22 protein-coding genes and 1 other annotated feature are annotated in these 24,684 nt (G+C 38.7%); of the genes, 17 read left to right on the forward strand and 5 right to left on the reverse strand.

The features are described 5' to 3' along the window. Positions 1-5: 5 nt before the first annotated feature. Both aceA and AN964_RS20955 read left to right on the forward strand, forming a co-directional pair. Positions 6-1,283, forward strand: coding sequence for an isocitrate lyase (gene aceA, locus AN964_RS20950; protein WP_055741742.1), 1,278 nt, complete (start codon positions 6-8; stop codon positions 1,281-1,283). Between the two features lie 161 nt (positions 1,284-1,444). Further along, positions 1,445-2,071 (forward strand): Rok-like winged helix domain-containing protein, encoded by a 627-nt coding sequence (locus tag AN964_RS20955; RefSeq protein ID WP_055741743.1) that lies wholly within the window; start codon positions 1,445-1,447, stop codon positions 2,069-2,071. 277 nt (positions 2,072-2,348) lie between these two features. On the opposite strand, the gene brnQ is transcribed toward AN964_RS20955, so the two are convergent. Beyond that, positions 2,349-3,686: a branched-chain amino acid transport system II carrier protein gene (gene brnQ / locus AN964_RS20960; protein WP_055741744.1), complete on the reverse strand. Its 1,338-nt coding sequence runs from the start codon at positions 3,684-3,686 to the stop codon at positions 2,349-2,351. Between the two features lie 107 nt (positions 3,687-3,793). Next, positions 3,794-4,136: a binding site (T-box leader), on the reverse strand. Between the two features lie 336 nt (positions 4,137-4,472). Here brnQ and AN964_RS20965 point away from each other — a divergent pair. The 8 genes from AN964_RS20965 to AN964_RS21005 all read left to right on the forward strand — a co-directional run bounded on the left by AN964_RS20965 (position 4,473) and on the right by AN964_RS21005 (position 12,318). After that, positions 4,473-5,678, forward strand: coding sequence for an MFS transporter (locus tag AN964_RS20965; RefSeq protein WP_055741745.1), 1,206 nt, complete (start codon positions 4,473-4,475; stop codon positions 5,676-5,678). A gap of 301 nt (positions 5,679-5,979) precedes the next feature. Continuing rightward, on the forward strand, positions 5,980-6,270 hold the full coding sequence (gene gatC / locus AN964_RS20970; RefSeq protein WP_055741746.1) for an Asp-tRNA(Asn)/Glu-tRNA(Gln) amidotransferase subunit GatC: 291 nt from the start codon (positions 5,980-5,982) through the stop codon (positions 6,268-6,270). 13 nt (positions 6,271-6,283) lie between these two features. Next, on the forward strand, positions 6,284-7,741 hold the full coding sequence (gatA, locus tag AN964_RS20975) for an Asp-tRNA(Asn)/Glu-tRNA(Gln) amidotransferase subunit GatA (RefSeq protein ID WP_055741747.1): 1,458 nt from the start codon (positions 6,284-6,286) through the stop codon (positions 7,739-7,741). 12 nt (positions 7,742-7,753) lie between these two features. Next, a complete protein-coding gene (gene gatB, locus AN964_RS20980; RefSeq protein WP_055741748.1) occupies positions 7,754-9,184 on the forward strand; it encodes an Asp-tRNA(Asn)/Glu-tRNA(Gln) amidotransferase subunit GatB in 1,431 nt (476 codons plus the stop codon). A gap of 450 nt (positions 9,185-9,634) precedes the next feature. Continuing rightward, positions 9,635-10,198, forward strand: a complete 564-nt coding sequence (locus tag AN964_RS20990) for a thioredoxin family protein (RefSeq protein ID WP_055741750.1) — start codon at positions 9,635-9,637, stop codon at positions 10,196-10,198. A gap of 286 nt (positions 10,199-10,484) precedes the next feature. Then, complete coding sequence (locus AN964_RS20995) at positions 10,485-11,288, forward strand: arylamine N-acetyltransferase (RefSeq protein ID WP_235950744.1); 804 nt, start codon at positions 10,485-10,487, stop codon at positions 11,286-11,288. Then, the gene (locus AN964_RS21000) at positions 11,288-11,812 is read left to right on the forward strand and encodes a DUF402 domain-containing protein (protein ID WP_055741752.1); all 525 of its coding nucleotides are present in this window, start codon (positions 11,288-11,290) and stop codon (positions 11,810-11,812) included. The genes AN964_RS20995 and AN964_RS21000 overlap by 1 nt, the downstream gene beginning before the upstream one ends. Beyond that, positions 11,800-12,318: a GrpB family protein gene (locus tag AN964_RS21005; RefSeq protein WP_055741753.1), complete on the forward strand. Its 519-nt coding sequence runs from the start codon at positions 11,800-11,802 to the stop codon at positions 12,316-12,318. Before AN964_RS21000 ends, AN964_RS21005 begins: the two co-directional genes overlap by 13 nt. On the opposite strand, the gene AN964_RS21010 is transcribed toward AN964_RS21005, so the two are convergent. The 3 genes from AN964_RS21010 to AN964_RS21020 are packed head-to-tail and all read right to left on the reverse strand — an operon-like array spanning position 12,315 to position 15,445. Continuing rightward, positions 12,315-13,409, reverse strand: coding sequence for an acetyl-CoA C-acyltransferase (locus tag AN964_RS21010; protein ID WP_055741754.1), 1,095 nt, complete (start codon positions 13,407-13,409; stop codon positions 12,315-12,317). The genes AN964_RS21005 and AN964_RS21010 overlap by 4 nt on opposite strands. Then, positions 13,406-14,866 carry an AMP-binding protein gene (locus AN964_RS21015; RefSeq protein ID WP_055741755.1) on the reverse strand — a complete coding sequence of 487 codons (1,461 nt, stop codon included), beginning with the start codon at positions 14,864-14,866 and terminating at the stop codon, positions 13,406-13,408. The genes AN964_RS21010 and AN964_RS21015 overlap by 4 nt, the downstream gene beginning before the upstream one ends. A 21-nt stretch (positions 14,867-14,887) precedes the next feature. Beyond that, on the reverse strand, positions 14,888-15,445 hold the full coding sequence (locus AN964_RS21020) for a biotin transporter BioY (RefSeq protein WP_055741756.1): 558 nt from the start codon (positions 15,443-15,445) through the stop codon (positions 14,888-14,890). A 190-nt stretch (positions 15,446-15,635) separates the two neighbouring features. Between AN964_RS21020 and AN964_RS21025 the strand changes: the two genes are divergently transcribed. The 5 genes from AN964_RS21025 (at position 15,636) to AN964_RS21045 (ending at position 19,801) form a co-directional block, all read left to right on the forward strand. Beyond that, positions 15,636-16,181: a sigma-70 family RNA polymerase sigma factor gene (locus AN964_RS21025; RefSeq protein WP_055741757.1), complete on the forward strand. Its 546-nt coding sequence runs from the start codon at positions 15,636-15,638 to the stop codon at positions 16,179-16,181. Next, positions 16,178-16,633, forward strand: coding sequence for an anti-sigma factor family protein (locus AN964_RS21030; RefSeq protein WP_055741758.1), 456 nt, complete (start codon positions 16,178-16,180; stop codon positions 16,631-16,633). Before AN964_RS21025 ends, AN964_RS21030 begins: the two co-directional genes overlap by 4 nt. Continuing rightward, complete coding sequence (locus AN964_RS21035; RefSeq protein WP_055741759.1) at positions 16,633-17,709, forward strand: hypothetical protein; 1,077 nt, start codon at positions 16,633-16,635, stop codon at positions 17,707-17,709. The genes AN964_RS21030 and AN964_RS21035 overlap by 1 nt, the downstream gene beginning before the upstream one ends. Continuing rightward, a complete protein-coding gene (locus tag AN964_RS21040) occupies positions 17,706-18,617 on the forward strand; it encodes a LiaF transmembrane domain-containing protein (protein ID WP_055741760.1) in 912 nt (303 codons plus the stop codon). Before AN964_RS21035 ends, AN964_RS21040 begins: the two co-directional genes overlap by 4 nt. A 266-nt stretch (positions 18,618-18,883) precedes the next feature. Then, on the forward strand, positions 18,884-19,801 hold the full coding sequence (locus AN964_RS21045) for a diacylglycerol kinase (protein ID WP_055741761.1): 918 nt from the start codon (positions 18,884-18,886) through the stop codon (positions 19,799-19,801). A 204-nt stretch (positions 19,802-20,005) separates the two neighbouring features. Here AN964_RS21045 and putP read toward each other — a convergent pair whose 3' ends face one another. Continuing rightward, positions 20,006-21,484, reverse strand: coding sequence for a sodium/proline symporter PutP (putP, locus tag AN964_RS21050; RefSeq protein ID WP_055741762.1), 1,479 nt, complete (start codon positions 21,482-21,484; stop codon positions 20,006-20,008). A 274-nt stretch (positions 21,485-21,758) separates the two neighbouring features. Here putP and AN964_RS21055 point away from each other — a divergent pair, with 274 nt between their 5' ends. After that, entirely contained in the window at positions 21,759-22,766 is a 1,008-nt protein-coding gene (locus AN964_RS21055) for a DUF3231 family protein (RefSeq protein ID WP_055741763.1), read from the forward strand. Between the two features lie 686 nt (positions 22,767-23,452). Next, positions 23,453-24,661 (forward strand): threonine--tRNA ligase, encoded by a 1,209-nt coding sequence (gene thrS, locus AN964_RS21060; protein WP_055741764.1) that lies wholly within the window; start codon positions 23,453-23,455, stop codon positions 24,659-24,661. Positions 24,662-24,684 lie beyond the last annotated feature (23 nt).

Genomic DNA, 24,684 nt, shown 5'->3' on the forward strand with positions numbered 1-24,684 from the left:
TAAGAATGAAAGAGAGAGTAATGAAGCTGCAAAACGAATGGGAATTAGCAGAGAGATGGAAGGGTGTTACTAGAACTTATAGTGCTGAAGAGGTCATTAAGTTAAGGGGCTCCATCGATATTGAGTATACTTTGGCACGGCGCGGTTCGGAAAAACTGTGGGAAATACTGCATACGGAGGATTATGTTCCTGCACTAGGCGCTTTAACGGGTAATCAGGCGGTTCAGCAGGTAAAGGCTGGGCTTAAAGCAATTTATCTTAGCGGCTGGCAGGTGGCAGCTGATGCAAACTTAGCAGGTCATATGTATCCGGATCAAAGTCTATATCCAGCAAATAGCGTCCCACATGTGGTAAAGCGGATCAATCAGGCGCTGCAACGTGCAGATCAAATTGAGCACGTAGAGGGCAACACGAAAATGGATTGGTTTGTCCCGATTGTTGCCGATGCGGAAGCAGGATTTGGCGGTCAGTTAAATGTGTTTGAATTAATGAAAGCGATGATTGAAGCGGGTGCAGCAGGGGTTCATTTTGAGGACCAACTTTCCTCTGAGAAGAAATGCGGTCATCTAGGCGGAAAGGTTTTACTTCCGACACAAACAGCCATTCGAAACCTAATTTCTGCTCGCCTTGCTGCAGATGTGATGGGTGTTCCAACGGTATTAATTGCACGGACAGATGCAAATGCCGCCGACTTAATTACGAGTGATGTGGACCCATATGACGCACGCTTTATTACTGGTGAAAGAACACCTGAAGGTTTTTACCGTACAAGGGCAGGGATTGACCAAGCGATTTCCAGGGGATTAGCTTACGCCCCTTATGCGGATCTTATTTGGTGTGAAACATCGGAGCCGAACCTTGCAGAAGCGAAGCGATTTGCGGAGGCAATTCATGAAAAGTTTCCAGAAAAACTATTAGCCTATAATTGTTCACCGTCTTTCAACTGGAAAAAGAAATTAAGCGAAGAAACGATTGCATCTTTCCAAACAGAACTCGGAAAAATGGGCTACAAATTCCAATTTGTCACTTTAGCAGGATTCCATGCCTTGAACAATAGCATGTTCGAACTTGCGAAAGGATATAAAGAAAGAGGGATGTCGGCATATTCGGAGCTTCAACAAGCGGAATTCTCTAATGAACGATTCGGGTACACTGCGACGCGTCATCAAAGAGAAGTGGGTACCGGATATTTCGATGAAGTGTCCATCATAATTTCTGGAGGAGAGTCTTCCACAACGGCACTAAAAGGGTCAACCGAGGAAGAACAGTTTTCAAGTCTATAATCTTAAAAAATTCATCCTTTAGCAGGATGAATTTTTTCTTTTAAACATGCAAAATAGTTAAGAGAGTAAATATACATAATTTTTTAATATTTTCTAGCAATAGGAAACTAATCCTTGTAAAATAGGAGATAAAATACAGAAATTGAAAAGAGGTGGACTATTTGAATTTAGAGAATGACTGGAATGAGAGAAAGGCGATTCAATTACGAATGCTCCAGTTGCAAGAGGATTCACAGGCTATTCGTGCGGAATATGAAAGATTATTTAATCGGTTGCGAGAATTAGATTCTCAGGAAAAAACAGTCTCAAATTTTCAGGAAAACGAAAAAATGAATAATATTTTTTCAAAAGACAAGGAACCTCAATTGGAATTAAAGATGAACAAGAATGACGACGACATCTTCTCTAGAATTGAAGAAATAAAAAGAAGTATAAGCGGTCAAGGTTCGTTATCTAATATAAATGGACAAAAACAAGATGCCTCTATGGTTCAAGAGGAGGTTGCAGCAACGAAAATCAACTTCTCCTCAAAAGTGCTTAAGAAAAGGGTAACTGCAGCGGAAATTTTAAATAAACCGCCAAGTAAAGAAAAGTCGAATTATAAGGATTACCTTATTTTGTCTCATTTAAAATTAAAAAGAAAGCTAAGAAGCTCGGAAATTAAAGAGCTCTTAAGTGAACATTCCTTAAATGTTAAAAACACAACCGTTTTATTAAAAAATTTAATGGACAAATATTCCGAAATCACAAAAGCCGGACATGGAATCTATCAATGGAGAGAACAATAATCATTTTTAAACAGCTTACTGATTTTTAGGAGCTGTTTCTTTTCTTTTATTTTATTTAAGGGGTAATTAAGGAAAGAACCTTCTTTTTAAAAGGCCCTTTTCTTAAACATTGGTGTGTTTTTTATGAAAATCCCAATTAATTTTTAATGGATGCAATATTAAGTAAGGATGTCGGAAACTATACCGTTTTAGTATTTTGCACAATGAACGAAAAGCAACAATGTGTACAAAAACAGCCTCTTAAAAAAGAGGCGTCCATCTTATTATTACTTAGTACTCACATTTCATTGGTCTTAACTTTTTCCGGTGTAGATGATGGTCGACTTACTTTTTCCACTATAAATCCTGCCACTCCTCCTGCAATCGCGGGAATAACCCAGCCTAGTCCCACAGATGCTAAAGGAAAATGCCCAAAAAATGATTCAATAAGGCTCCATTTTAGGCCAAACATTTGTAGTCCATCATTCACGCTTACAATCCCAGTTAGAAGCATGGCGCCTGCATAAACTTTACGAGACCCTCCAAAGAAACGATGGAAGAATGCCAAAGTAACAAGTACGATCGTTAACGGGTAAGCCATGACAAGAAATGGAACGGACACAGAAATGATTTCGTTTAATCCTAGATTTGCTATCAGGAAGCTTACTAGTGTAGTAAGGGTAACGACAACTCGGTAACTGACTTTAGATACAATTTTGGAAAAATACTGTCCGCATGCAATGGTTAATCCTACACAAGTGGTAAAGCAGGCAAGGGTGAAAATACCGCCAAGTAGAACTTTACCGGCATTGCCTAATAGAATGGTAGAAGCCTTTGATAAAATAGCAGTACCATTATCAAACGTTCCGTAGCCTGCCATTTTTGCCCCCAGAAAGCCAATCGTAACATAGACTAGGGCGAGAGCTATTCCAGCAACAAAACCGGCTTTAATCGTATATTGGGTTAATTTCCTTTTATCCTGTACTCCTTTTTGTTTTAAAGTGGTTAAAATAACAATTCCAAACGCAAGTGCTGCCAGTGCATCCATCGTAGAATAGCCATCTATAAATCCTTTAAATAACGAAGCAGATTGATAATTTTCAGTCGGTGCCTTTAATGGCTGATTAAGTTTTACGAATCCAGTTACACAAAGGACAACGATGGATACTAAAAGAACAGGGGTAATAATACGTCCCATGTAATCTACCACTTTGGTTGGATTTAAGCTTAGTAAATAGACTAATAAAAAGAATACAAAGGTAAATCCGAATAAAAGAATAGATTGGTTTAAAGATACACTTCCAATAAAGGGTTTAATACCCATTTCAAATGCCACATTGGCATTTCGGGGGATGCCGAAGAAAGGCCCGATGGATAAATAAACTACAATGGTAAAAATGACCCCGAACCACGGATGGACGCGACTGCCTAGCGTATTCACACCATCCTTGACTCTTGCGATTGCAATCAGAACAATAAGCGGCAATCCTACTCCAGTTAGAATGAAGCCAATAATAGCGGGCCAAAAGGATGTTCCTGCCCCCATTCCTAAATACGGTGGGAAGATAAGATTACCAGCTCCGAAAAACATCGAAAAAAGCATTAGTCCTACGAAAAAAGTATCCTTCTTGTTCATAATATCTCTCCTGTTCTCTATGATGTTTACAAGAATTGCTCTGATTTCAATATGTTATTGCAAATAGCATACTTCCCAGAGTGGAAAATAAAAAAGCCCGCCCCCAATGAAGGGACGAGCTAGCTCGCGTTACCACCCTACTTCCGAAATAGGCAAAAACCTATACGGCTCTCGATCAACGTACTATCATACGCGGTCCATGTTAACGGTGGACTTTTCCGGCAAAAGCTTACTTTGGTGTTTGGTGAACAATAGAATTTAGACCGAGGGGTAACCCTTTAAAAAATATTGTCCACATCTAGCAGCAGCGCCTATCGGCTTGCGCATTTGTATTTTTCAGCTTTGCATCTCAGAGATGATTTTCACCCGTATCCTGACATCGGCTTTCACCACCCGCCGACTCTCTTTAGTGCAAGACATACGTACTACTCTTCTCGTCATTGATGTTATAAAAATCAGAATTAATTGTAATATAGTCATTATATTATTTTCTAATAGTTTTTCAACCCCTAAATTTTGCATAGAACCTATAGAAATCGTTTACAAGTATGATATTACAATAAGAAAAAATTATAAAACTATTTAATAGAAAATATTTAATTGCCGACGTATTTTAATTTGTTATAATATTTCTAACAATATTCGAGGAGGAAAAGTAAATGTCAAAAAATCAAACAAGATTACTAAATCAAGAAGCGGGAGTGAATCATTTTTAATTGAATAATAAACACTCCTGCTTCTTCTTCATCAAAAACAAACAAATTTTGATTGAAGTGGGAGAAAATAATGAAAAAGAATACAATTGCAAAGCATAATATAAAGGTTTTATTTTGGGCTCAGTTCTTTTCAACAATGAGTTTTTTACAGCCTGTATTGACGCTTTTTTATATGGAAAGAGGGCTTAGTGAAAAAGAGATTTTGATTGTGTTAATGTGCTGGAGCGGGGCTGTTATGCTCGGTGAAGTGCCTTCCGGTGTTTTTGCGGATCGCTTCGGGGCAAAGAAGTCCTTTTTAACTGGTGCGCTAATTAACATTGCAAGCTATAGTTTATTGTTTTTTGCACATGAGCCATGGGTTTTCTTTTTATATAGTGCGTTAAATGGCTTTTCTGTTACTTTCTTTTCGGGAGCAGATGAGGCGTTGATTTATGAATCCTTAAAGGAAAGTGATGAACAGCATTTAATGGATCGTGCAATGGGGAAAATTCAGTCTGCAGGATTTATTTCCGCAATGATGGCTGTCCTTTTCGGAGCATATATTGCCAAGGATTTAAAAGAAGCCCAGTTCCAGCTTTTAATAGCTTTAGGCATTGTCTTCTATACCATTCAGCTGTTTTTACTATTTTGGATTAAGAATCCGAGCTCTTTTACGGCATACAGAGAAAACCCTTTTCAACAAGTAACGGAAGGTTTAAAAGTAATTAAAGAAGCCCCCCAGCTGTTAAGCATGTTTTTAAATGTGACGTTGGTGTTTATTCCAGCAAGTGCAGTGTATGAGAATTTCAATCAGCCATTGTTTACGCACGCTGGCTTACCGGTATATCTAATCGGAATTGTGTACGCGATTGCTGCGATTGTTGGCTATTTTGCCTCTAATTCTGTTGGTTGGCTTTGTGAGCGATTTTCCAGAATCCTATTGCTGAATATTACTGGAGCGTTAGCAGTAGTTGGTCTATTATTATCTGCAATATACGGTCAAACACTTTGGATTGTTTTGGGAGCATTCTTTATTTTAAAATTGGTTCGCGCGGTCAGATACCCTATTTATTCACAGTTAAGTAACGATATTATTCCGTCCGAGGTAAGGGCAACAACGATATCTTTGCTTTCAATCTTAGATTCAGTTTGTGATTTGATTGTTTTTGGAATTATTTCCGCCATTGCGATAAAAGGGTTAATCGGTATTTTCATTGGCTGTGCAACACTTGCTTTAATAGGGACATTGCTCCCGATAAAAACAATTAAGACGAAGGTAAAATTAGAAAATAGTTAAGGGTAGAAGGGACAAGTCGAAAAGACTTGTCCTTGCCTATTTGCGCACGATTCTGCTATTATCAGTACAAAAGCGGAAGCGCCGTAGTTCTAGCGTACGGATTTCGTAGTCTTCGACGCAAGATTTAGGAAACACGGCGAGGGAAGAGTAGATGTTGACTTACCGTAGGGAGGAGACGTAGAAATCCGCTAGCCGATAGGCGCTGTAGCTAGACATAGACAGCTTTTATAAAAGGTTATCCATATTGTGAAATTTTATCTTTTTAAAGCAAATTAAATTATTATCGCGAGGTGACGCCACGATGTCAAGGATTTCAAAGGAACAGGTTTATCATGTTGCAAATTTAGCGCGACTGGAGATAAATGATCAGGAAGCAGAAAAATTCACAAAGCAATTAGATGATATTATTAATCTGGCAGAATTGCTGAATGAAGTGGATACATCGAATATCAAACCAACCTCTCACGTATTAAATATTCAAAACGTAATGCGCGAAGATGTGGCAGAAGAAGGTTTGCCGCGCGAGGAAGTATTGAAGAATGCACCGGATCATAAGGATGGTCAAATACGAGTGCCATCTATAATTGAATAAGGAGGGGAATAGTGTGTCTCTTTTTGAACATAAGATTTCTGAGCTGCATGAATTTATACATAAAAAAGAAGTCAAAATCTCCGAATTGGTAGATGAATCGTTTAAACGAATTGGGGAAGTAGAAGAAAAGGTCCAAGCATTTTTAACATTAGATGAGGAAAATGCACGAGAAAAAGCGAAACAATTAGATGACAAAATTGGTACAGAAGAATCCAACCATCCACTATTTGGATTGCCGATTGGTATTAAAGACAATATTGTCACGAAGGGATTGCGCACAACCTGTGCGAGTAAAATTCTTGAAAACTTCGATCCTATTTATGATGCGACTGTTATAGGTAAGTTACATAAAAGCGGAACTATTACGATTGGAAAATTGAATATGGACGAGTTTGCAATGGGGTCGTCAACAGAAAACTCGGGCTTCCATAAAACATTTAATCCATGGAATTTAGATGCAGTACCAGGTGGCTCCTCCGGTGGTTCGGCGGCGGCGGTTGCTGCGGGTGAGGTTCCATTTTCATTAGGGTCTGATACTGGGGGATCCATTCGCCAGCCGGCAGCTTTTTGTGGGGTAGTAGGATTAAAGCCTACATACGGACGTGTTTCACGTTTTGGTCTTGTTGCCTTTGCATCATCATTTGATCAAATTGGACCTATTACGAGAACAGTGGAAGACAATGCATATCTTTTACAAGCCATTTCTGGTGTTGATCCGCATGATGCTACATCTGCAAATGTAGAGGTGCCAAATTACCTTCAAGCTCTTACTGGTGATGTAAAAGGGTTGAAAATCGCGGTACCGAAGGAGTATTTAAATGAGGGAGTAAGCCCAGAGGTTCGGGAATCTGTGCTGGCTTCTTTAAAGGTTCTTGAAGGCCTTGGGGCAACATGGGAAGAAGTATCCCTGCCTCATTCTAAATATGGAGTAGCAGCATATTACCTTTTATCTTCATCCGAAGCATCTTCTAACTTGTCTCGTTTTGACGGGGTGCGTTACGGATACCGAACTCCAAATGCCGAGAACTTAATGGAGCTTTATAAAAAGACGCGTTCTGAAGGCTTTGGGGAGGAAGTAAAACGCCGGATTATGCTTGGAACCTTTGCTTTAAGCTCTGGCTACTATGATGCTTACTATAAAAAAGCACAACAGGTTCGTACATTGATTAAAAAGGATTTTGATGATGTTTTTGCAAAATACGATGTCATCATAGGACCAACAGCTCCAACTCCTGCCTTTAAAATTGGGGAAAAAATTGATGATCCTTTAACGATGTACGCAGAGGATTTATTAACCATCCCTGTGAATCTTGCCGGTGTTCCGGGAATTTCTATTCCATGCGGATTTGCGAACGGCTTGCCAATGGGCTTGCAAATCATTGGAAAACATTTTGATGAAAGCACTGTCTATCGTGTTGCCCATGCTTTTGAGCAAGCAACGACTTATCATACACAAAAACCGCAGCTGTAAGGGGTGAAAAAAATGAACTATGAAACGGTAATCGGACTCGAAGTCCATGTGGAATTGAAAACAAATTCAAAGATCTTTTCTTCAGCACCAGCTCATTTTGGTGCGGAGCCAAATACAAATACGACGGTTGTTGACCTTGGTTATCCAGGTGTTTTACCGGTATTGAATAAACGTGCAATTGAATTTGGTATGAAAGCTGCGATGGCGTTAAACTGCCAAATTGCAACGGAAACAAAATTTGATCGCAAAAACTATTTTTATCCGGATAATCCAAAGGCATACCAAATTTCCCAATTTGATCATCCAATCGGGGAGCATGGTTGGATTGAAATTGAAGTCGATGGGTATAAAAAGAAAATTGGTATTACCCGCATTCATTTAGAAGAGGATGCAGGAAAGCTAATGCATACTGGTGATGGATATTCCCTTGTAGATTATAACCGACAAGGAACACCATTAATTGAGATTGTATCTGAACCAGATATCCGCACACCGAATGAAGCATATGCCTACCTGGAAAAGTTGAAATCTATCATACAATATACTGGTGTTTCAGATTGTAAGATGGAAGAAGGCTCTTTACGTTGTGATGCGAATATTTCCTTACGACCAGAGGGACAGGCGGAGTTTGGAACAAAAACAGAATTGAAAAACTTAAACTCCTTCAACTTTGTTCGGAAAGGATTAGAGTTTGAACAACAACGCCAAGAGGAAGTTCTTCGTTCCGGCGGTGTGATTGAACAAGAAACACGCCGTTTTGACGAAGCAACGGGCCATACTCTATTGATGCGAGTTAAAGAGGGTTCTGACGATTATCGCTATTTCCCAGAGCCGGACTTAGTCCCAATTTTTATCGATGAAGAGTGGAAAAATAGAGTTCGTGCAGAAATACCAGAGCTTCCGGACGAGCGCAAAAAGCGCTATGTAGAAGAGCTTGGTTTGCCTGCTTATGATGCGGGTGTTTTAACGGTGACAAAGGAAATGGCTGATTTCTTCGAAGCGACCGTTGCAGCAGGAAGTGAAGCAAAACAAGCATCAAACTGGATGATGGGTGAACTATCTGCTTATTTGAACGCAGAGCAAAAAGAGCTTCATGAAATACCACTGACACCGGAAAGTCTTGCAGGTATGATTAAGCTTATTGAAAATGGAACGATCTCTTCGAAAATTGCGAAGACCGTATTCAAGGAACTGGTGGAAAACGGTGGAGATCCAGCACAAATCGTAAAGGAAAAGGGACTTGTTCAAATCTCTGACGAAGGTGCCCTTTTGAAAATCATTACGGAAATTTTAGATTCGAATCAGCAATCTATTGATGATTATAAGAACGGTAAAGCGAAAGCAGTTGGTTACCTGGTTGGTCAAGTAATGAAAGCAACTAAAGGTCAAGCGAACCCGCCAATGGTAAATAAATTATTGGTGCAGGAATTGAATAAACGATAGGTATAATGCGAGGTAGATTCCAAGGAATCTACCTCGTTTAACGTATAGAAAAGTTGATAAGGAAACCGCTGAACTTCGACAATATCCCAATAGTAACAGAATTTTGTCGAAAATTAGTCATGCACTTCTAAGTTAATTTTAATCTTCAAGTGGTAAAAAGAAGATGTAAATAAATTTAAGGGTGTGAGTACAAACAATGTGTAAAGGTCAATTTAATTTTACCCAAACATGCGCATATTGTTTGAGAAAAACAGGTGAGGGAATTGATTTTGTATTACCTGTTTATGACTGGAAAAGTGACAAGCTACTTGGTTACTTCTGTAAAGAGCATTATTTAAAAGTGAAAAGTCAAAACATGATTCAATATAATAAAGCAAATTAAATTCGTCTATAAATGAAAAGTGAAATTTCTGCAATTGTCTATTATAATGAAAAAAAGGAGTGATCGACATGACTAGTTTAAATGAATGGTTTGAAAAAGGAATGACCTCCAAGGAATATATCGAATCTATGAAGGTGCACAAAGAAAATTTATTATCTATTTATGAGGGCTTCCGTCTGCCTAAGGAAGATGAGCCTTTTTTCAAAGCACTCAGTGAAAAAGGTTTAAGAGCCATTGTTATTACAGAGGATTGGTGCGGAGATGCAATGGTAAATACACCAATTCTTTTAAGACTTGCGGAAGCAACAAATATTGATGTACATATGGTATTAAGAGATCAAAATTTAGAACTGATGGATCAATATTTAACTAATGGAACAGCTCGTTCGATTCCAATTTTTATTTTTATTGATAAAAAGGGTGTAGAAGTAGCAAAATGGGGCCCTCGCGCACCGAAAGTTCAAGAGATGGTGACAGAAATGCGCTCTGGGTTACCGCCAAAAGAAGATCCAAGCTTCGATGAAAAACAAAAAGAAGTATACGCAAAGCTGCAAGCTGCATTTACACAAGATACTTCTGTCTGGGAAACAATATATAGCAGCTTAAAATCAACATTGAATACGGTGTTGTAATCCAAACGAGGTTTGCGTCTATGACGTGAACCCTTTTTATTTTTTCGCAGAGGTGGTTATTCTCGTTGGCTCAGCAAAAAAATGGTTACTAAATAGTCATAACGTGCCCGTTGAAGCAAGAAAAGCAGAGGAACGATCGCATTCAGAGTTCTACTTTTCATTTTTAATACAAAATAATTAAATCTAGTTTAATTGCTATATTTCTTATAACAAAATATTACCAAAATGATATAATTTTTAATAATAAAGCAAGAATGGTCCTTTAATGAGGAAGGATGGATCAACTTTGGAAACAATTCTGACATACTTAAAATATTTAAAAATAGAAAGAGAAACACCGTCGTTAAACTATTTACAGCGATTAATTCATCATCACTTATCCATGATTCCTTATGAAACCTTTAGTAAATTTCATTACTTTCAAGAAAAAATGAACTTTGTTCCATCATTAGAGACATTTGTAGAAAACCTGGTGGAAAGAGGATGGGGCGGAACGTGCTACACATTGAATATCAATTTTTCGAGACTTCTATCTTCTTTGGGCTTTGAATGCTCATTAGTAAGGGTAATACCCGGGCACGTGGCTATTATGGTGACTATTGATGGTCGAAAATTTTATGTGGATGTTGGCTACGGTTCGCCGATTATGAAGCCTGTTGAGCTGGATTCGAAAAGGAGGCATGTTCTCCATGGATTCGGTGAAGAGATTATTTTCGAAAAGAGAACATCGGATCGCTTCGAAATCGATCGTCGTTCTAATGGAAAATCATTTGTTCGTAAGGAAATTGAATGGATTCCTCTAACAGAGGAAGATATTACAGAAGATATTGATTCCTCTTATTTTGACCATGACCACAATACAACGATGAGGCGCATCACGGCGGTCCGTTTTAATGGGCATGAATGCTATTTTCTTCGTGATCGTACCATTAAAGTGATGACCTATCGAAATATAAGAGAAATTCAACTAAAAGATAGGAACAAATGGTTAAAGCTTGTTCAGGAAGTCTATCAAATTGATGAAACCTCCTTAATAGAATCGATTGGTTTTTTGGAAACACGTGGGGTTCATTTATTTGGAGGAGCATGATGGAGAAAAAATATGCGGATCGCCTTCATTGGAAAAGAGTAACGGAAAGAAATTTTCAGATACAAAGAGTGCAACAAGGCACTGTCACATGCTTAAGTATTCATAAAGTACGTGAGCCGTTATTAGTTACATATGAAAAACTGCACTGCATAGCGGATAATGAGTATAAGTGGTTTCAAGTTTTTCAGGAAGATCTTTCATATACCCTTACCATTGTTGAAAATAACAGTGAAGAAATTGTTCAATATTATTATGATTTATGTTTAGATCAAGGATTTGATAAGGAACGCAATAGTCCGTGGTTTTTGGATGCGTATCTTGATGTCGTTTATTTACCAAGTGGCGAAATATTTATTTTGGATGAGGATGAGCTTCAGGAAGCTCTTCTTAAAGAAAGAATTACACAGGAACAAGTGTTAAAGGTACAGGATGTTACAAATCAAATAATTAATAGCTTAAAATCAAGGAATGAGCCTTTAATGAAAATATATGAAAAATCAAGGAGTACTGTATGCGCAAAGTAGAGGTGGTCCCATACAATCATCAATGGCCGCAAATATTTGAACAAGAAGCTGGAAAAATAAAAACGATCATGAATGAAATTGTGGTGGAAATTGAACATATGGGCAGTACATCCATACCCGGCATGTCCGCTAAGCCGGTGATTGATATTTTAGTTGAAGTTAATTCCATTGAAAAGGTAGATTTGTATAATGTCGAAATGATCGAATTGGGCTATGACCCTAAAGGAGAAAACGGTATTCCAAATAGACGGTATTTCTCCAAGGGAGGAGATAACCGAACGCATCATGTCCATATTTATCAAACGGGAAATCCGGAAATCGCACGGCATTTACAATTTCGGGATTACTTAACGGCACATCCCGAGGATGCAATATTATATAGTGAGCTCAAACAGTCACTTGCTAAGCAATTTCCAGCAGACATAGACCAATATATTTTGGGAAAAGATGCTTTAGTAAAAGAACTAGATGAGAAAGCGAAGCTGTGGAGGCTAAGGATGGGCTAAGAAATCACCTCAAACATCATAGCTAAGCCGATTCCTCCACCACTTCCAATGGCGGCTATTACATACCTGCAATCTTTCCTGCGCTGGACTTCATAAAATAAACGAGTGATCAATATGCTCCCCGAGGCGCTATAGGGATGCCCTATTATAATACTCCCTCCTCTTGTATTCAATTTTTCATAGGGTATATCAAGTTCTTTTGCGCAAGCGACGACCTTTGAAGCGAAAGCCTCGTTAATTTCAAATAAATCGACATCACGAATATCTAAATTTCTCTTTTCTAATAGACTTCTAATTGCAAATACAGGGGCAATTCCTGGATAAAAAGGATGCACTCCAGTTACTTCACTATCAACAAAGCGCAATATAGGTTGTAAAGTGAGACTTCTCGCCTTATCCTCACTCATCACTACCACAGCACATGCACCATCATTGATGCTGCAGCTATTTGCTGCAGTTACAGTACCGTTTTTTACAAATATAGGAGCGGATCGAGATAAGAGACGTGTCATATCTCTTTTTCGGATGAATACTTCATCGATAAAATGTCCTTCAATCGGAAGGATTTCTGGTTTATACATTCCTTTTTCAAATGCTTCCCAAGTTCGTTCAAAGCTTAGGCTTGCATATGCATCTTGCTCTTCACGGGTAATTTGGTATTTATTTGCTACATGTTCCGCTGCCACGCCCATATCGGGATCGCCGATTTCATCAGGGGAAAATCGTGCTCTTTTTTCAAAAGGAGATGTACTAACGCTTTCAACTCCACCCGCAATATAACAATCACCTGCCCCTGCCTCTACAAGGTAGCAAGCAAGTCTAATCGCCTCCAACCCCGCACTGCATTGTCTGTCGATGGTTAATCCGGGTACTTGGATTGGAAGACCTGCTTGTAAGCTGGACAATCTAGCAATGTTTCCGCCCGGACCGACAATATTGCCTATAATGACATCGTTCAAATGCTCTTCTAATCCTTCGCTCAAATGCTTTAGAAGGGGGGCTAATAAATGTTGGACCTCTACGTTTTTGAAATAGCCGTTCTCTTTCCCAATCGCACTTCGTTTCGCTCTCACGATGACTGCTTTGCTCATTTCTTCACGACTCCATCGGCAAGCATTTTCCTTACTTCTACGCGTGCAATTTTTCCGCCGGTTGTATGCGGCAACTCATCGACGAAGATCCACTTACGAGGAATTTTATAATTGGCTAATTTCCCCTTGCAATATCTCCTTAATTCGCGTTGTTCACTTGTTCCCTTAATTACTGCTGTTACGATTTCTCCCCAATATGGATCCGGTGTCCCAATTACTGCAACTTCTTCAACCTTAGAGTGGGAATGGAGGACGGATTCTACTTCTTCGGGAAAAATATTAATCCCGCCATAAAGAATCATCGAATTTTCCCTTCCCATAATGTATAAAAATCCATCTTCATCAAGATATCCCATATCCCCGACTGACATCCATTCCTCCGTCCTTTGTGGGGGCATTTCATCTGGACTTGTTAAATAACCGATAAAAATCATCTCGCTTTTGACGAATATTTTTCCGATCTCATTTGGCGCTGCAACTTCTTCTTCATTTATTACGACCTTAATCTCTACATTATGGCACGGTTTTCCAACGGAAGTTGATTTCCTGCTAAAGTCTTTTTGTGTTAAAACCGATACAAAGCTTAATTCAGACGCCCCGTAAAATTCGTAAAGCATTGCTGATGGAAAGAGTAATTGTAATTTTGCTTTTGATTCCTTTTCCCATTTTGCACCGGAGGAAAAAATTTTGAATGGTCTTGTGATCCTTTTCTCCTCTTTTAATATAGCCTCTACCATAGTAGGAACCGAATACAAGACCGAAATTGGTTCGCTTTCTAAAATATTTAGCGTCATCGAGGGATTAAAGCTTTCTAAAAGATGTACAGTTCCTCCTAAAAATAGGGTACTGATAGCTCCGTATAAAAAATGAGAGTGAATAAGAGCTCCCGGCACCAGAACATGTTCCTCTTCCTTCATATGAAAATCCACTATGTTGCAATCAAAGCTCTTAACCCATGAACGATGAGATCGAATAAATGCCTTCGGTTTTCCTGTTGAGCCGGACGTAAAGCCCATATAAAAAGGCTCTTCCTCGCTGACCACAGGCTGAGTAAAATTGGGCACGACTTCATGAAGCGCCTCATGAAACTCGTCAATATGAAGAACATGGTGATTTGTTTGGGCTAAACTTTCAAAGCGTTGATCGGAAATGATAATAATATCCGGCTTACATATTTCAATTCTATCCTGTAATTCTGATAGACTCCATTTAACATCGAGAGGAACTGCAGTCCATCCCGCATGTGCAGCTCCAGTAAAAACTTGAAGAAAGGATAAACCATTTGGCAACAAAATGCCTATTCGTTTTGTTTTAGCAGGCTGTGCTTGGAGCCAGCTGCAAGTGAGTGAAACAAGCCGAAACCACTGCTCGTAAGTTATTAGTTCATTCTTTGTCTTGATGGCAATGCGATTTGGTGAATGCTTAGCATGTAAATAATATGTATCTGTAATGGTCATGATTTTCCCCGTCCTATCAATTTATTTTTCAATGGAATATGGAAGCAATCTTCTTGGCAGCCGCCTTCTTATACTAAGCGTCAACAGGGAAGCAAGAACTGCTTTTACAATGTCGCCTGGAATGTAGACAAGTCCAAGCTTTGCCGCCTGTATAAGTTTGATTTTCATTACAAGAGCTTGAACCGGAATACCGACGCAATAAACAAGGATTATTCCACCAATAATGTTTACTGTTAAAATCTTTGCGAATGTCGGTTTTCTGAACTTCATAATCCCCCAGCCAATGATAAAAGCCGCGATTGTATAACTAAAAATAAACCCTGCACTTGGTCCTACTAAAACACTTAATCCGCCTCTGCCTCCAGAAAGGATTGGTGCACCTGCTGCTACAAGGAGTAAAAATACTAACTGACTTAATCCTCCCAGTCTAGCTCCTAATATACTTCCAGACAGCATAACTCCCAATGTCTGCAGAGTAATTGGGACTGGTGTAAACGATAAAAAGATAGGTGGAACAAAGCCTAAAGCAGCCATAATTGCTGTAAAAAGTGCTACAAAAACCATATCTCTGATTTTCATCATCGATTCTCCTTTTTTATTTTATAGTAAAATAGATTAGAACATAAACATTCTATAAATCTTTTGTTCTTATTGTCAACTAAGATTAAAAATTGGTTAACAATATATTTTTTATAAAATTACTGTAGGGGTATTTCATCCTAATATCGTTTATAAAGGGTGAATGGAATAGAAAGGGGGGAGAGCGCACTTGGATGCAGCATTAATTGAAAAAGCGAAAACCGGAAATGAACATGCGTTTCGACTGTTGGTTGAAAAATATCGTATGCATGTCTTCCACACCGTATTCGCGATTCTTCGCAATCAGCAAGACGCTGAAGATGCAGCCCAAGAAGTGTTTTTGAAAATCTATGCTTCTCTCCCCCAATACGAGAATCAAGGTTTTAAAACATGGATAACAAGAATTTCAGTCAATCATGCGATTGATATGAAAAGGAAGAAGACTAGAAGACAAGAAGAAGCAGTGATAGAGTTTCAGCCTGAATTCCATCATGCAGGAAAAGCAGAAACAGCAGAGGTCATTGTTTTAAAAAAGGAACAAAAGATATTTTTTGAAAAACGTTTAGGAGAAATACCAGACAATTATCGCGATGTCATTGAAGGATTTTATATAAAAGAAAAGTCTTATCATGAATTGGCAGAAGAGCAGCAGGTTCAAGTGAAAACTATTGAAACAAAGCTTTATCGTGCAAGACAGTGGATGAAAAAGCATTGGAAGGAGGACGATTTCAGGTGAATCATATTTCTTATGAAAAATGGCTTCAGTATGTGAGAGGTGAATTAGATTCCGCTACCGAAAAGCAGTATGATGATCATTTATATGGCTGTGACCAATGCTTGTCCATTTACTTGGAGGCGGTCGAAGCAATGGAGCAGGCGCTGCCAATCATGAGCAACGAGGACATATTCACGGATATGGTAATGCAGCGATTGGAAGGACAAAAGAAGAAAACGATCACGAAATCACCAAAACAAAGCTTTTATCAAAAAGCCATCTTTCATTATTTCGTGGCTGCGGCCATGACTGTTATTTTAATGACTTCGGGTGTATTTTCCCATCTGACAAATGCGTTCAATGATTTTGAAACGAATAAAAAGAAAGAGCCATCCTTTGTTATGGGTCTTATGAATAAATCGGTTTCATTAATTGATAAGGTTGAAAAAGAATCTAAGGAGGGAAATAAATAATGAATAACAACAAGAATCCTATAACAGCGTTTTTGCTCGGGTTTTTTCCGGGTATCGGGTTGATTTATTTAGGGAAGGCATTTGGCTTATTTTATACGGTATCTGTTTGCGGTCTTGCTTTTTTTGCTATGTTTGCTGCGTTTATAGGGCATGCAGGCTTCCCGGCTTTTTTTGCTACGATTATTGGATTTGGCATTTACGTTATCAGTATTATAGCTACATTAGTAAGTGCATCAAAACTTCAGCAAACAAAGGAGGAAGTAGGTGCAGCGTATACAAAAAATCACGATTCTGAACGTTTTTACACAATACTACTATCCTTCATTCCAGGACTAGGCCATTTCCAGCTAGGCTTAATGAACCGTGGACTTACCATTCTGACATCCTTTCTCGGAATGGGAGTAATGGTTGTCTTTATTACAGCTCTTACGCATCGTGCCGAATTTATGGTTTTCCTTGCTTTCTTGCCGATTATTTGGGTTTATGGTTTTTTCGATGCGACCCGTCAGCTGTCAAAAAAACAAAACGGCGAGGAATTAGTAGATCGCTCGATTTTCGAGGAGTTTGAGATGAGACGAGAAGATGGGAAAAAGAGCAAGTCAATTGCAACCTTCCTATCCATCTTTCCAGGAGCGGGACATCTATATTTAGGTATGCAAAAACGCGGTATTCAATTAATGGCAGCATTCCTTTTCTCTATCTATATATTGGATATTTTGAGATTGGGAATATTCCTATTCTTAGTTCCGATTATTTGGTTTTACAGCTTTTTTGATGGCCTGCAAAAGGCATCAAAGTACGGAAAGGAAGAAATGGAGGATAAACCGGTGATTTCTTATTTAATCAACCATCAAAAATGGGTAGGGATTGGACTAGTCATTCTTGGTCTCTATTATTTGATTTCTAATATTGTTCTACCAGTTGTTTCTCCGATGATATACAGCGCTATTCATATTGATATAAGCTACTGGTTCAGTAATTACTTCCAAACAGTATTTGTTTGTATTCTCCTAATTGGCGGAGGGATAAAACTTATGTTTGGCACAAAGAAGAAAGGAGAAGAAAAAAATATATGAAATCATGGAGAGTCGGGAGTATATCAATGGGAGCAGCTCTAGTTTTTCTAGGGATGTTCCTGTTATTGTCGCAAGTGCTTCATTGGAATATAGCTAATGTATTAATAGCTTGGTGGCCGCTTCTGTTGATAATATTAGGAATAGAAATTTTACTTTCCTTGTATTTTTCGAAGCATGATAAGCCTATTGTAAAATATGATATCCTCAGCATCTTTTTCATCGGCATCATTGGCATGTGCGGGATTGCTTTTACCATATTCAGTTCTACAGGAATTTTAAATAAGGTTACCTATGCAATGGCTGCTGAAACAAAAACGCTAGATTTACCGAAATATAATAAAACGATGGATAATCATATTAAAAGAATTGTGGTGGAAACGCAAAATCAGCCGGTAACAATTGAGTCCACGAAGGAAAAATCTATCTCAGCCTTTGGAACGTATACAGCGGAAACGGTAGAGAACCATTCTGCCATTAAGACGGTGGATGATTATTTAATGTTGGAGGAAAAGGGAGATACCGTCTATTTAAAATTGAAAGATGGACCAAATCAGCATGATCCTTTTTCTAATGGGACTCAAGTTTCTGCAACAGTTCTGATCCCTGAAAATGTAAGGCTGGAAGTCGAGGGGAGTTTTAATCCTATTACATTAAAAGTAAGAAATCTATCAAATAATTGGTATTTGAACAGTTTATCAGATGTTACTATTCAAGTAATGGGTAAGCCGGATCTTTTGGTAGATGCAAATCAAGCTGATCAGCTGTCAGGGGATAGCTGGATAGAAATGAAGGAAAAAGGCCATAATGGTGATATTGAGAAGAAAAGTGGAAAAATGACATTTGGGGATGGAACACATCATATCGTAATAACGAAATCGTCCGCCATTTCAGTCACACACTTGCCATAAGAGATGGACATCTGTTCACTAGATTTTTACATTAAAAAGAGTTATGATATTCGAGAGACAATTTTGAATCTGGCTTATGGCCAGTTTTTCTTTGCAATTTAGAAAAGCGAATGCGCCTTGCTTATCTGATAACCGATAGGCAGCTTGCGCTAGAGAGATACTTCATTAGGGAAACGAAGCTTAAATTTACGGATCAATATTACCCTCCCCATGAAAAAATACATACAAAAATTCATCGTAAAAGATTTTAGATTAGGATGATGAACATGAAAAGAGCAAGAATTATATATAATCCAACTTCCGGTCGTGAGCTTTTTAAAAAGCATCTTGCAACTGTATTGCAAAAGCTTGAAATGGCTGGATATGAAACATCCTGCCATGCGACAACTGGTGCAGGGGACGCTGTTGAAGCAGCAAAAATAGCGGTTGCACGCCAATATGATTTAGTTGTTGCGGCTGGCGGGGACGGTACCATCAATGAGGTTGTGAATGGACTCGCGGAGCAAGATTATCGTCCAAAACTTGGAGTCATTCCAGTTGGAACTACGAATGACTTTGCTAGGGCATTGCATATACCTCGTGACATAGAGGTTGCAGCGGATATTATTGTCAAAGGGGATACAATTCCCGTCGATATCGGAAAATATAATGACGGATATTTTGTCAATATTGCCGGTGGAGGAAGAATTACCGAGCTAACCTATGAGGTACCCAGCAAGTTAAAAACAATGATTGGCCAGTTGGCATATTATTTAAAAGGTATTGAAATGTTGCCTTCGATTCGTGCCACCGATATGCGCATTGAGTATGACGGAAAGCTTTTTGAAGGAGAGGCCATGTTATTTTTGGTCGGATTAACGAACTCTATTGGCGGTTTTGAAAAACTAGCACCTGATTCCTCTATCAATGATGGCTTGTTTACGCTGATGATTTTAAAGAAAACAAATCTTGCTGAATTTATTCGGGTGGTTACCTTGGCGATTCGCGGAGAGCATGTAAATGATCCGAACGTAATTTATGCTTCCGCAAACAGAATAAAGGTGAGCTCTAGTGAGAAAATGCAGCTCAATATTGATGGCGAATTTGGCGGACTGGTTCCAACAGAATTTGAAAATTTATATCGCCATTTAGAAGTTTTTGTACCGATTGATAAAATTCGTCCGCAGGATATGGTGGAATCATAAGAAAAAACGTTTACCATTGGGGTAAACGTTTTTTGGTTGCAAAGTTGTTAGTTTTTGAAAGATCAATTAATGACATCTGGTATTTCAAAGGGTAACTCCAGAAGTTTTGGAGATTAGCTTTTGAAACGGTGCCTTAATTTCAACATTTTAAAGTTAATTCAGCGGAACTTAACAATAATTCCGCCGAAATACGATTGGCTCAACTTACCCATGTTTCAACAGGGAAACACTCTCCTGAAACTCTTTCTCAATCTCCTCATTATGTTTATGGGTAGCTAGGCTTACAATAACACTGACAATTAGGTTGGCAACAAAGCCGGGAACAATTTCGTAAAGGGTATTGCCAAGCCCTGTATTTTTCCAGACGATGACGGTAATGGCACCGACAATCATTCCAAAAAGCGCTCCCCAGTGGTTCATCTTTTTCCAATATAGACTTAGGAATACAACCGGTCCGAACGATGCGCCAAATCCTGCCCATGCGTACGCAACCAACTCCAAAATCGTTGCATTTTTATCAAATGCAAGGATCGCCGCAATTACCGCCACGGCTAAGACAGCCATTCTTCCAAAGAAAACTAGCTCTTTATCTGATGCTTCTTTACGGAAAACTAATTTATAAAGATCCTCTGTTAAAGCACTGGATGTGACAATTAATTGTGATGAAATAGTACTCATAATGGCAGCAAGTACAGCTGCTAGTACAAAACCAGCTACAAGTGGGTGGAACAAGATTTGCCCCAACTGAATAAATACCGCCTCAGAATCACTTAACTTAACATTTGTATGATTATGGAAGTAGGCAATTCCAATTAAAGCAGTTAAGGATGTTCCAAGAAGGGATAGAATCATCCAACTCATCCCAATCCGTCTGGCACTCTTTGTCTCCTTGATGGTTTTAATCGCCATAAAGCGCACGATAATATGCGGCTGACCTACATAACCAAGTCCCCAAGCCAACGAAGAGATTAATCCCAAAATTGTTGTTCCTTTAAAAAAGTCTAAAAGTGTTGGGTCAATTGATTTTATAGTATGGAATGTTTCAATTGGTCCTCCTGTTTTGAAAAAGCCCATCGCAGGAACAAGCAATAAAGCAATAACCATGATAAGACCTTGAATAAAATCAGTCCAACTAACGGCAAGAAATCCGCCAAATAATGTATAGGCAACTACAACCCCTGCCACAATGAACAGACCTGTACGGTAATTTAGATGGAAGGAGCTCTCAAAAAAGACTGCTCCTGAGACCATTCCGGATGATACATAAAAGGTGAAAAAAACTAAAATAACAAGAGATGAAACAATTCGCAAAAGCTTCGTTTTATCTTTGAAGCGGTTTTCGAAAAAGGATGGAATGGTTATAGAATCATTAGCAACCTGTGTATAGGAACGTAGTCTTGGCGCAATGAGAACCCAGTTTAAATAAGCACCAATGGTAAGCCCAATCGCAATCCAGGCATCAGCGAGGCCTGACAGATAAATCCCCCCTGGCAATCCCATTAAAAGCCAACCACTCATATCAGCAGCACCAGCGCTTAATGCCGTTACGGCGGGACCTAATGATCTGCCGCCTAACATATAGTCCGTTAAATTACTTGTTTTACGAAATGCGTACCATCCAACTAAAAGCATCATCAGCATATATAGCCCGATGGCAATCAACTTGTAAGTTTCCTGTGTCATATGATCATCTCCTCATGTTGCATTATTGGGAATAGTCTATCATTTACTGGCGCAAAATTATAGTAATATTTTTTTAATAGGAAAAATGTCATATTGATGCTGATTAAATAGTCCTGAATTAATTTTTGAAAATAATATTTTCAAAATATAATTTGTTTTCATTTCATGGTTAATTAAGTCAGTATTTAAGTATCTCAGCCACCAATTGCATCATGTATATTCCCCCTAATTGGTGACAGAATAACGTTATGTATAAGAAAGGGGACAAAGGGTTATGCAGACGGAACATAATATTAAGTTAACTTCCAGTGAAGTTGCCCAGTTGTGGTCAGGCTATATGAATAGCAGCTTATGTAATTGTCTGTTTACGTATTTTATTGAAATTGTAGAGGATACACAGATTAAAGCCCTTGTTGAAAAAGGTATGCTTCTTTCCCGAGAGCATCTTCAGAAATTGAATACCATTTTTACGAATGAAGGGTATCCAGTTCCATGTGGGTTTAATGTTAAAGAAGATGTGAATCTTCAAGCGCCGAGATTATTTTCAGACCCTTTTATCCTTTATTTCATTCATCACATGGGTGAAATGGCCTTAGGATTTTACCCAATAGGAAAAACTATTTGTTCCCGTGCAGATACCCAGGAATATTTCTCCACATGCTTGCATGAACTGGATGAATACGATACGTTGGCTACTAACTTGCTGTTATCTAAAGGATTATATATACGATCCCCACACATTAACCCTTCCGAAAAAGTGCATTTTGTAAAAAATGAGCACTTTTTAGGAGGATGGTTTGGAAGAAGAAAAACATTAACCGTAATGGAAATTTCAAATTTAGTGGTGAATATGCAAAGAAATGCATTAGGGAAAGCAACGATGATTGGATTCAGTCAAGTTGCAAATTCCAAAGAGGTACGCGAGTTTATGTTAAGAGGCAAGCAAATTGCGGAAAAACATATTAATGTATTCGGAGAGGCTTTAAAAGAAAGTGATCTTCCAGTTCCAATGGGGTGGGAAACCGGTATCACCTCTTCACAAATTGCTCCTTTTTCAGACAAAATGATGATGTTTATTACGACGGCATTAATAGGATTAAGCATAGGATTTTATGCGACTAGTATGGCAACATCCTTCAGGAAGGATTTGTCGCTGCATTATGTAAGGCTTTCTGCAGAAATCGGGACCTATGCCGAAGACGGGGCAAAATTAATGATTAAAAACGGGTGGCTGGAAGAACCTCCGCTTTCCGATGATCGGAACCGACTGGCGAAACATTAGCAGATAGAAAAATTTTTTATTCAAACGTTTGATTAAAATATAATTTCGTCAATAAAAAATATAAAAGAATAAATTTTTTGAGAATTGACTCTTGCATATTATGGATCCTTGTGCTAAGATACATTTCAATTAACAATAACATAATTTTACGCAATGAAGAGGACATGAATCATTCATAAAATTTCTTTACAAGAGAACAGGGCCACCGGCTGAAAGCCCTGTAAGAAAGAGAATGGTTTACCACCTTGGAGCAATGATGGGGAAATGTGAAAAGCAGAATATCCATCATCGGAGAAACCGTTATTTATTTGAGCATATGTACAATTTTGGGCATATGGAATTAGGGTGGAATCACGACCGCACTCGTCCCTTGTAGGGGATGGGTGCGTTTTTTATTTAATATAGTTTATGCGAAGAAGAGGACATGAATCATTCTTAATGTTTCTTTACAAGAGAACGGGGTCACCGGCTGAAAGCCCCGAAGAAAAGAGGATGATTTACCACCTTGGAGCAATGATGGGGAAATGCGGGGAGCAGAATAACCATCATCGGGAGAACCGTTATTTTTACTTAAGCATAAAGCATATTTAATGTGTTTTATGGAATTAGGGTGGAACCACGACACACTCGTCCCTTTAGAGGATGAAGTGTGTTTTTTTTTATATAAACTTTTAGGAGGAATGAAAATGTCAATGCAGATTGAAGTGGAAAAGAGAAATCATCGCAAATTAGGTCAAGAGTTAGAACTGTTTGCATCCATGGAAGAGGCTCCGGGAATGCCATTTCTTTTACCAAACGGGATGGTACTTCGCAACGAGTTAGAAAATTATTGGAGGAAAAAGCATCAAAAAGCTGGCTATCAAGAAATCAAAACACCGATTATGATGAAGCAGGAGCTCTGGGAGCAGTCAGGTCATTGGGATCATTATCATGAAAATATGTATTTTTCCGATGTAGACCAGCAGCGCTATGCTATAAAACCGATGAACTGTCCGGGGGCTATTTTAATTTTTAATCATAAAAAAAGAAGCTACCGTGAACTGCCTATCCGTTACGCAGAATTAGGTTTGGTTCACCGTCATGAATTATCTGGTTCATTAAATGGTTTGCTAAGAGTTCGGTCCTTTACTCAGGATGACGCCCATATCTTTGTTAGAAACAATCAAATCGAAGCGGAAATTGGAAAGGTTTTAGATTTAATTGATGAGATATACTCCCATTTTGGTTTTGAGTATAAAATAGAGCTTTCTACTCGTCCGGATGAGTTTATGGGCTCTATAGAGATGTGGGATCAAGCAGAACTGGCATTGGAGTCTGTTTTAAAAGAAAAAGAACTAAACTATCAAGTTAATCCAGGGGATGGTGCCTTTTATGGCCCGAAAATTGACTTCCATATATTAGATTCACTTGGACGAAGCTGGCAATGCGGAACAGTACAGCTAGATTTTCAAATGCCGGAAAAATTTAATTGTTCCTATGTCGGGGAAGATGGCAAACTGCATCGTCCTGTATTGATCCATCGAGCGATCTATGGCTCCATTGAGCGGTTTATGGCCATTTTGATAGAACACTTTGCAGGTGATTTCCCGCTCTGGCTTGCACCAGTTCAAGTGAAAGTACTTCCAATCGCTGAACCTCATAAGGACTACGCTTATTCCATTAAATCAATGCTGGAATTAGCGGGTGTACGAGTAGACGTTGACGAAAGGGATGAAAAAATAGGCTTAAAAATAAGGGAAGCCGAAAAACAAAAAATCCCTTATATGCTTGTGGTAGGAGACAAAGAGGTTGAAAATCAATCAGTCGCCATCAGAAATCGAATAGACAAGAGCCAAAGCTCTATGAGTGCAGAGGAGGCATTTTATTATTTGAAACAGGAGATTATGAAGCAATAACAATTGATTAAAAAACAGTACAA

The organism is Heyndrickxia shackletonii (assembly GCF_001420715.1).
GTDB lineage: Bacteria > Bacillota > Bacilli > Bacillales > Bacillaceae_C > Margalitia > Margalitia shackletonii.

What these genes read in the sequence shown, in the direction of transcription:
- aceA (WP_055741742.1), top strand. Translation starts at nt 6, where the DNA reads ATGAAAGAGAGAGTAATGAAGCTGCAAAACGAATGGGAATTAGCAGAG.
- AN964_RS21020 (WP_055741756.1), bottom strand. Translation starts at nt 15,445, where the DNA reads ATGAAAATCAGAGATATGGTTTTTGTAGCACTTTTTACAGCAATTATG.
- AN964_RS21040 (WP_055741760.1), top strand. Translation starts at nt 17,706, where the DNA reads ATGAAATCATGGAGAGTCGGGAGTATATCAATGGGAGCAGCTCTAGTT.
- AN964_RS21045 (WP_055741761.1), top strand. Translation starts at nt 18,884, where the DNA reads ATGAAAAGAGCAAGAATTATATATAATCCAACTTCCGGTCGTGAGCTT.
- gatC (WP_055741746.1), top strand. Translation starts at nt 5,980, where the DNA reads ATGTCAAGGATTTCAAAGGAACAGGTTTATCATGTTGCAAATTTAGCG.
- AN964_RS21005 (WP_055741753.1), top strand. Translation starts at nt 11,800, where the DNA reads ATGCGCAAAGTAGAGGTGGTCCCATACAATCATCAATGGCCGCAAATA.
- AN964_RS21035 (WP_055741759.1), top strand. Translation starts at nt 16,633, where the DNA reads ATGAATAACAACAAGAATCCTATAACAGCGTTTTTGCTCGGGTTTTTT.
- putP (WP_055741762.1), bottom strand. Translation starts at nt 21,484, where the DNA reads ATGACACAGGAAACTTACAAGTTGATTGCCATCGGGCTATATATGCTG.
- AN964_RS21000 (WP_055741752.1), top strand. Translation starts at nt 11,288, where the DNA reads ATGGAGAAAAAATATGCGGATCGCCTTCATTGGAAAAGAGTAACGGAA.
- brnQ (WP_055741744.1), bottom strand. Translation starts at nt 3,686, where the DNA reads ATGAACAAGAAGGATACTTTTTTCGTAGGACTAATGCTTTTTTCGATG.
- gatB (WP_055741748.1), top strand. Translation starts at nt 7,754, where the DNA reads ATGAACTATGAAACGGTAATCGGACTCGAAGTCCATGTGGAATTGAAA.
- AN964_RS20990 (WP_055741750.1), top strand. Translation starts at nt 9,635, where the DNA reads ATGACTAGTTTAAATGAATGGTTTGAAAAAGGAATGACCTCCAAGGAA.
- thrS (WP_055741764.1), top strand. Translation starts at nt 23,453, where the DNA reads ATGTCAATGCAGATTGAAGTGGAAAAGAGAAATCATCGCAAATTAGGT.
- AN964_RS21015 (WP_055741755.1), bottom strand. Translation starts at nt 14,866, where the DNA reads ATGACCATTACAGATACATATTATTTACATGCTAAGCATTCACCAAAT.
- AN964_RS21010 (WP_055741754.1), bottom strand. Translation starts at nt 13,409, where the DNA reads ATGAGCAAAGCAGTCATCGTGAGAGCGAAACGAAGTGCGATTGGGAAA.
- AN964_RS21055 (WP_055741763.1), top strand. Translation starts at nt 21,759, where the DNA reads ATGCAGACGGAACATAATATTAAGTTAACTTCCAGTGAAGTTGCCCAG.
- AN964_RS20965 (WP_055741745.1), top strand. Translation starts at nt 4,473, where the DNA reads ATGAAAAAGAATACAATTGCAAAGCATAATATAAAGGTTTTATTTTGG.